The sequence below is a fragment of the Gottschalkia purinilytica genome (genome assembly GCF_001190785.1).
GTDB classification, from domain to species: Bacteria; Bacillota; Clostridia; order Tissierellales; family Gottschalkiaceae; genus Gottschalkia_A; species Gottschalkia_A purinilytica.
Genome location: NZ_LGSS01000036.1, coordinates 1 through 6,842 on the forward strand (window position 1 = coordinate 1; position 6,842 = coordinate 6,842).

Annotated in this window: 14 protein-coding genes; 13 read left to right on the plus strand and 1 reads right to left on the minus strand. The window is 29.8% G+C overall.

Features of this window, described 5'->3' with window-relative positions:
- The 4 genes from CLPU_RS15940 to CLPU_RS15950 form a co-directional block, all read left to right on the plus strand.
- Window positions 1-238 (plus strand): hypothetical protein (locus CLPU_RS15940; protein WP_235436198.1); only part of this gene is annotated, 238 nt, incomplete at its 5' end.
- A 28-nt stretch (window positions 239-266) separates the two neighbouring features.
- The gene (locus CLPU_RS18105) at window positions 267-398 is read left to right on the plus strand and encodes a hypothetical protein (RefSeq protein ID WP_268760489.1); all 132 of its coding nucleotides are present in this window, start codon (window positions 267-269) and stop codon (window positions 396-398) included.
- A 12-nt stretch (window positions 399-410) separates the two neighbouring features.
- Window positions 411-1,046, plus strand: a complete 636-nt coding sequence (locus tag CLPU_RS15945) for a putative HNHc nuclease (protein ID WP_050379051.1) — start codon at window positions 411-413, stop codon at window positions 1,044-1,046.
- A 2-nt stretch (window positions 1,047-1,048) separates the two neighbouring features.
- Window positions 1,049-1,525, plus strand: a complete 477-nt coding sequence (locus CLPU_RS15950) for a sigma factor-like helix-turn-helix DNA-binding protein (RefSeq protein ID WP_050379053.1) — start codon at window positions 1,049-1,051, stop codon at window positions 1,523-1,525.
- Window positions 1,526-1,846: 321 nt separating this feature from the next.
- Here CLPU_RS15950 and CLPU_RS15955 read toward each other — a convergent pair whose 3' ends face one another.
- Window positions 1,847-2,062, minus strand: coding sequence for a transcriptional regulator (locus tag CLPU_RS15955; RefSeq protein WP_050379055.1), 216 nt, complete (start codon window positions 2,060-2,062; stop codon window positions 1,847-1,849).
- A gap of 474 nt (window positions 2,063-2,536) precedes the next feature.
- Between CLPU_RS15955 and CLPU_RS15960 the strand changes: the two genes are divergently transcribed.
- From CLPU_RS15960 to CLPU_RS15990, 9 genes are all read left to right on the plus strand, one after another.
- On the plus strand, window positions 2,537-3,514 hold the full coding sequence (locus CLPU_RS15960) for a coiled-coil domain-containing protein (protein ID WP_050379057.1): 978 nt from the start codon (window positions 2,537-2,539) through the stop codon (window positions 3,512-3,514).
- Window positions 3,515-3,566: 52 nt separating this feature from the next.
- On the plus strand, window positions 3,567-3,872 hold the full coding sequence (locus CLPU_RS15965) for a hypothetical protein (protein WP_050379059.1): 306 nt from the start codon (window positions 3,567-3,569) through the stop codon (window positions 3,870-3,872).
- Window positions 3,869-4,042 (plus strand): hypothetical protein, encoded by a 174-nt coding sequence (locus CLPU_RS17375; RefSeq protein ID WP_157857748.1) that lies wholly within the window; start codon window positions 3,869-3,871, stop codon window positions 4,040-4,042. The genes CLPU_RS15965 and CLPU_RS17375 overlap by 4 nt, the downstream gene beginning before the upstream one ends.
- A gap of 17 nt (window positions 4,043-4,059) precedes the next feature.
- Window positions 4,060-4,191, plus strand: coding sequence for a hypothetical protein (locus CLPU_RS18110; protein ID WP_268760490.1), 132 nt, complete (start codon window positions 4,060-4,062; stop codon window positions 4,189-4,191).
- Between the two features lie 7 nt (window positions 4,192-4,198).
- The gene (locus CLPU_RS15970) at window positions 4,199-4,555 is read left to right on the plus strand and encodes a hypothetical protein (RefSeq protein ID WP_050379061.1); all 357 of its coding nucleotides are present in this window, start codon (window positions 4,199-4,201) and stop codon (window positions 4,553-4,555) included.
- Window positions 4,556-4,765: 210 nt separating this feature from the next.
- On the plus strand, window positions 4,766-5,014 hold the full coding sequence (locus CLPU_RS15975; RefSeq protein ID WP_097677589.1) for an HNH endonuclease family protein: 249 nt from the start codon (window positions 4,766-4,768) through the stop codon (window positions 5,012-5,014).
- Window positions 5,014-5,223, plus strand: a complete 210-nt coding sequence (locus CLPU_RS15980) for a hypothetical protein (protein ID WP_050379067.1) — start codon at window positions 5,014-5,016, stop codon at window positions 5,221-5,223. Before CLPU_RS15975 ends, CLPU_RS15980 begins: the two co-directional genes overlap by 1 nt.
- Before the next feature lie 139 nt (window positions 5,224-5,362).
- On the plus strand, window positions 5,363-5,827 hold the full coding sequence (locus CLPU_RS15985; protein ID WP_050379069.1) for a phage terminase small subunit P27 family: 465 nt from the start codon (window positions 5,363-5,365) through the stop codon (window positions 5,825-5,827).
- 12 nt (window positions 5,828-5,839) lie between these two features.
- A partial coding sequence (locus tag CLPU_RS15990) for a terminase large subunit domain-containing protein (RefSeq protein WP_200898645.1) occupies window positions 5,840-6,842 on the plus strand: 1,003 nt, incomplete at its 3' end.

The following is a 6,842-nucleotide window of genomic DNA, read 5'->3' on the forward strand; positions in this document are numbered from 1 at the left end:
GAAAGCTGTCTACATAAAGAAAGGGATAAATAAAATGTCCCTTTCTCAAGTAGAATGGTTCATTAAAGATATAATAGATAAAGGGATAGAAGAAGGTAAAAAATACGCCTATAAAGATGGCATTAAAGAAGGATTAGAGCTAGTTAAAGAAGCTTTAAAGGAATTGTACGGATTTGGAGATAAGAGAGTTAAGAGAATAGAAGACTATATAAATTTAAAATTAGAAGAAAGTAAATAAAGAGGTTTACTTAAAGGAGCAGGACATGATGAAAAGTTTTTTTAAAATAATAAGAGCTACAAAAAAGGTAATAGAGTCTATACATTTAGTAGTCTTAATAAGCTTCTTGAACTTAACAGATAAAGAGAAAGCTATTAAGTTATTAGAAGAAAATAAATAAAGAGGTGATGAAATGTTTTATCACTCTCAAATAAAAGCTATAAAAGAAACCAGAGAAGGTACGGAATTAATAATTAAGATACCCGAAAAGATAAAGGACAAGTTATCAAGTTGGAAAGAAAAAGGGGCATTAACAGCAGATATAAGATTTAATGATAATAGATATATAAATAGAGAACAACAAAAGAGGATATATGCAACTATAGAAGATATATCCAGATATACTGGAAACCCTAAAGAACTAGAAAAGATGGAACAAATAGCTAACTTTTGTTGGGATAGAGATATAGAATATTTTTCTTTATCTAATTGTAGTAAAGAAATAGCAAGAGATTTTACAGACTACCTAATACAAGTAGCCATATCTTTAGATATACCTCTTACGGATTTAGCTATAAATAGAGCAGAGGACATAGACAGGTACTTATGGATATGCTTAGATAAACGAATATGTTGTATATGTGGAAGAAAAGGAGAGATACATCATGTCCAAGCTATAGGTATGGGAAGAGATAGAAAAAAGGTAGATGATTCAGAGTATTTAAAAATGTGTCTATGTAGGGAACATCATATAGAGTATCACAAAACTGGTAGAGTAAACTTTGAGAATAAACACCATGTTCACGGAGTTAAATACAAGGAGGATTGAGTTTGCAAATAAAAGACAGCTACTACAAATCTACAGAAAAACTTCTATATAATTATAATATGTTAAAAGTAAGTATAGAAAATATGAATGCTGAAATAAGAGAATTAGAGAGTGAATCGGGAGTTACATCTATAGATTATGAAAGCGAAAAAATAGCTCCTACAAACAAAATAGGCAATCCTACAGAAGAAGTTGCAATAAAAAATATAACATCAATTGATTTGCTTAAGAAAAGAATAGAAAAGACACAGGATAAGATAGATAAGATGGATAGGGCTATTGAAAAATTAAGTGAATCAGAAAAACAAATAATAACTATGAGATACATAGACGGTAAACAATGGTTTGAAATAGCATATGAAGCTAATTACAACGAAAGATGGTGTAAAGAATTAAGAAAAAGGGCAATTAAAAAACTAACAATAGGAGTATATGGGTACACAGCACTTATCGAGCACCAATTTATAGAAAACATATAGTACAATAGTATTGTGGAGTAGTAAACAGAACATAGAAATAGAAGATTAACAATTTCATATCCATAATACCCCTTTCAACCCTGTTTTATTTAAATAGGGTTGTTTTTTATATAAAGAGGTGGATAGGTTTAAAGATTAATAAGAAAGCTATCTAGTTTGTGTACTAGGTAGCTTTTATTATGCATATAGCAAGGAGTGAATATATGTTTTGAAAGAAGAACATAAATGCAAGAGGTGTATGTGGGGACATTGGTTAGAAGATAAGGTATTTTGCATATTACCTAGATGTGTAAAAGAGAAAAGAAAAAAGAGGGCTAACAATTAACCCTCTTTATCACTAAGCCTAGATAATACATCAGACTTAAAAAATATTCTATCACGAGGAAATACTTTAATCGGAACTAACTTTTTCCTTCTGACTAGGTCGTCTATGTTTTGCCTGGTACAATCTAATATCTTAGTGGCTTCTGAGGTATTTATTAATTCATCAACTAGGAAATCTCTTAGATCGTCTTTATCCTTGAAATTATAAGACATCTTACTTCCTCCTTGTAACCATGATATTTAAAATTAAAGCTATAGCTAACAGAGTAAATTTAATATAATCTAAGAAAGATGGATTCTTGAAATCGCCATCTAGTATATTTAATATAACTAAGGCAATCAATATAATAGTTAAAGAATTTTTTCTCATACTTTCCAAGTGGTTGTGATATAATATATTTAGGGATAGGGGACTTAGTCCCCTATGTATATGGCTTACTTGTTTTGGTCTTTATCCTTTAACAACGCCCAAATTGTTAGGATTAAAACGACTATTTCAAGTAAGTCTTTTATTGTTTCAACCACTTCTTTCACCTCCTTTCTTAATTATATTATATCAAACTACTATGCGAATGTCAAGTAGAATATGGAAGCATTTCATATATTTTCTAAAACAATCCAGTTAAGATATAATATGAAGGATATTCCCTTTTTATGTAGAAATTTGTATATGAAAGGGGGATGAATTTGAATCATAAATACAAAGATGTGAATAAAGGATTTAGAAGGTACAATATAGCAAAAGCACTGGCTTTATTTATTCCTACAATAGTATCTATTATTACTATATCGATTGTTATTTTGAATGTAGGAATACTTAAGACACAAAATATAGGGCGTGGGAAGCAAACTGTAATAAATGTTTCTAAAGATACGCCTAATGCCTCATATAAGCAAATAGAAGCTTATAAAAATGAGATAAGACAGGAATATGAAAAATCTGCGAAAAGTATAGATGATAAAATAAATCTAGGATTAGCCATTATTGGAATTGCTGTTACTGTTTGGATTGGATTAAATATATATAATGTCATAGACAAAGACCATATTAAGGCAATAGAAGACAAAGCACAAGGTTTCAAGGATGAAATGAAAACAATAGAAAATGAAGTACAAGATTTCAAGGATGGAATAAAAACAATAGAAAATGAAGTACAAAGTTTCAAAGTAGAAATTGATAAATACAGGGATGAAATGTCAGATATTAAGCTAGATTACGATAAGTTATTAAGTAAACTAAAACTTAATGAAATAGAATTAGATTATAAAATAAAAAATATAAATTTTAGAAGATCAATAGAAAGTAACAAAGAATATATAGATGATCTTCATATAGATTTAGAACTTCTGATTAAAGCATATAAAAATTATATTGAAAAAATAGAAGAAGAGAAAGAATATCTAAAAGCCAACGGTGAAAGAATGGATTTCGTAACACAAACATTAAAGTTATTTTTAAAACACATTAATAGTAAAAAACCTACCATATTCATACATAATATAGAGACTTATATATTTCTTTATGAAGAGGAATTAGATAAGTTGCTTGTTAGAAAAGAAACGACTGGAGAAATAGTTAAATATAAAGATTTATATAAACACGAATACAAAGAGTTTGAACAATTAAAAAAAGAATTATTAGATAGTAAAGATAATTATATCTAAGAAAAGAGTCTTGAAGGCTCTTTTTTAATGCAATAAAGCAGGAGGATAAGCTATGGAAAAAGTTATATGCAATGAGTGTAAAAAAGAATTTGAAATTAAAGTGAGAGTAAAGAAACATAAACAAGGAATAGAAGAAACTTATTTCAAATGTCCGCATTGCAAAACTAAATATACAAGCATCTATACAAATGAAGAAATAAGAAAGTTGCAAAGCGATGTAAGAAGATTATTAAATAAATATTGCCTTGTAGGAACGGAGGAAGAAAGATCAAAGATAAAAGTTCAATTAAGTAATGTGAAATATAAACTTAAATTAAAAATGAATGAGTTAAAGAAGGAGATGAAAAATAAGGAATGAAAGTATCGGAAGAAAACATGAGGTTTAAGGAAGTAATGCGAACGGTAGAAAAAATAGGAGGTGAATTAAATGTAAGGTTAGATAGGATGATTGAAGAAACAGACAATTTAAAAGAAGCACTTGAACTTGAAGATAGCATGAGAAGAATAGAGATTATGATTACAGAATAGGAAAGTAGATGAGTTAATTGAGTAAAGAAAAGATTAAACTTAATGTAGCAGAAAAGATATTGTTTACTATAGTTGTAGCAGGTATAACATCTGTAGCACTTATACCTTGTTTGTATGTATTAATATTAATTAAAAGATTAGTGGGGTAGGTGAAGCATGAAGAAAATAATAAATCTAATAATCATCTTTGGGTTATCTATTCTCTTATATGGATGTACTGATTATAAATTAGTAGGAGAAGTAGAAGCTGTTGTAATAAGCAAAGAGTATAAAGAAAGTTATACAACTACAATGCCAATGATAATACCAACTGGAAAAACTATAATAACAACAATGAGATCGGAAATACATCCAGAACAATATAATGTTGAACTTAAGTATAAAGATGTAAGCACAACTATAAACGATAAAAGATTATATGAAAGTGTAAAGATGCAAGATAAAGTAAAGGTTAATTACTATACTTCAGAAGATAATAAAAATAAAAAAATAAGATATGAAAGCAAGGAATGATAGAAGAAGTTAAAAACTAATAGGGCAGGGGATATAAATGGGATAAAAAAACTATGTGCAAAAGTAAACTGTAATAACTTATGCGATATAGGACAAACATACTGCGACATACATAAGAACGATAACAGCAAATATTATGATAAGTATGTAAGGAGTAGAGATAGTGTAGACTTCTATAATAGTAAAGCATGGATCAAGGTAAGAGAGTTAGTGTTAAGCAAGTACAAAGGCATAGACTTATACGCTTACTATATGAAGGATGAACTAGTATATGCCAACACAATACATCACATAGTAGAGAGAGAAGAGGATAAGACACTAGAGTTAGACGTGGATAACTTGTTCCCTGTTAGTGCAGAGAGTCATAATACTATACATAGTTTATATGAGAAAGATAAGGAAGGTACACAAAGAATGTTAAGAGAAATATTAGAGAAAGCAAGAAAGGAGTTGGCATGATGTCAGATAAGAGTGTAAACAATACTACTAATCATAATACAACAATAGATATAACAACAGGTGGTTGGTTAGGTATGTTGACTATAGTATTTACTATAGCAAAGATACTTAATTTAATAGATTGGAGTTGGTGGCTAGTATTTGCACCAGTATTAATACCTACAGGATTGGCGGCAATTATAGTAGCTATAGTAATGATAAGAGGTTGAATGAAAGAGTTTGCTAAATGAGTGGACTCTTTTTTTATGCCCCCCCGGGGTTGAAAAATTTTAGAGAGACACGCCCGGACCGAGCCCTAGATTAGCTCGTAGAAAATTCCCTAAATGAAAATTTCAAGGAGGTGAGAAGGTGGCAAGACCAAGGCAACCAATAGAACTGATAATGGCTAAAGGAAAGAAGAATCTAACTAAGAAAGAAATAGAAGAAAGAAAAAATACAGAGGTTAGAGCCAAGAGAGATAATATAGTAGCTCCTTCTTACCTTACAGATGATTTAAAAGAGGAATTCAATCGTATAGCTAGTGAATTGATAAATATTGAAATCATGAGTAATTTAGATTGTGAAGCCTTAGCAAGATTTATAGTGTCAGAAAGTCAATATCAAAAAGTTACTTTAAAGATTTTAAAAATGAAAACTATAGGCCCTACCTATGTCGAACTATTAAAAGTTCAAGAGAAGCTATTTAAAATGTGTAGACAAAGTGCAAGTGACTTAGGCTTAACTATTAGCTCTAGGTGTAAACTAGTTATCCCGAAAAAAGAAGAAAATAAAGAAAAGACGGAAGAAGAAAAGATGTTTGGTAGTCAACTATAAGGTGGTGAGTAAGTGAATAAGGAGAAAGTATCGGCACAAGCCTTACAAAACACTGTAACACAATATGCCTTAGATGTTGTAAATGGCAAAATAAAAGCATGTAAAAAGCATATAAGGGTATGTGGAGTGTTTCTTAGAGACTTAAGATTGATGCATAAAGATAAATTTAAATACTACTTTGACATTGACGAACTTTATAGATTTTATAAATGGTCTGGAATGTTTAAGCATACTAAAGGAGTTTTAGCTGGACAGCAAATAGAACTAGTACCTTTTCAATTGTTTATTATAGCAAACATATTTTGTTGGAAGAGAAAAGACAACGATAGAAGAAAAATAAGAAAAGTATACATTCAACTAGCAAGGAAAAATGCTAAGTCTCAATTACTTGCATTAATCTGTTCGTATGAATGCTTCTTGTCAAAAGAACAACAAGAAGTTTATATTGCTGGATGGGGAAGAGATCAATCTACATTAGTTTATAATGAGGTTTTAAGCCAGATAAATGCAGTAGACATGTTAAAAGGTAAATTTACAGATAGTTATGGCAAAATAACTCATTTGAAAAGTGGATCCATAATAAAACCTTTATCAAAAGAAGCTAGAAAGGTAGGAGATGGTACAAACCCCGGAGTAGCTGTATTAGACGAATTTCACTGTCACGATACTAGTGAGATATATGATGTTTTAGTATCTGGAATGGTTGCAAGACCGGAGCCACTTATAGTTATAATTACAACAAGTGGATTTGATACTAGTAAACCATGTTTTAAAGAGTATGAATATGTTAGTAAGTTATTGGACCCTAATTCTCCAGTAGAAAATGAGGAATACTTTGCAATGATATGCGAACTAGATAAAGAAGATGATATCAAAGACGAAAGTAACTGGATTAAATCTAATCCGATCGTAGCTACCTATAAGGAAGGTATAGAGTTTTTAAGAAGTGAATTACATCAAGCTTTAGACTATCCTGAAAAAATGAGAAACTTTCTTACTAAAAACATGAATAGAT

Excerpts from the sequence above, each read along its gene's own strand:
- CLPU_RS15965 (WP_050379059.1), top strand. The coding sequence starts at position 3,567 with ATGGAAAAAGTTATATGCAATGAGTGTAAAAAAGAATTTGAAATTAAA.
- CLPU_RS15980 (WP_050379067.1), top strand. The coding sequence starts at position 5,014 with ATGTCAGATAAGAGTGTAAACAATACTACTAATCATAATACAACAATA.
- CLPU_RS15945 (WP_050379051.1), top strand. The coding sequence starts at position 411 with ATGTTTTATCACTCTCAAATAAAAGCTATAAAAGAAACCAGAGAAGGT.
- CLPU_RS15955 (WP_050379055.1), bottom strand. The coding sequence starts at position 2,062 with ATGTCTTATAATTTCAAGGATAAAGACGATCTAAGAGATTTCCTAGTT.
- CLPU_RS17375 (WP_157857748.1), top strand. The coding sequence starts at position 3,869 with ATGAAAGTATCGGAAGAAAACATGAGGTTTAAGGAAGTAATGCGAACG.
- CLPU_RS18105 (WP_268760489.1), top strand. The coding sequence starts at position 267 with ATGAAAAGTTTTTTTAAAATAATAAGAGCTACAAAAAAGGTAATAGAG.
- CLPU_RS15970 (WP_050379061.1), top strand. The coding sequence starts at position 4,199 with ATGAAGAAAATAATAAATCTAATAATCATCTTTGGGTTATCTATTCTC.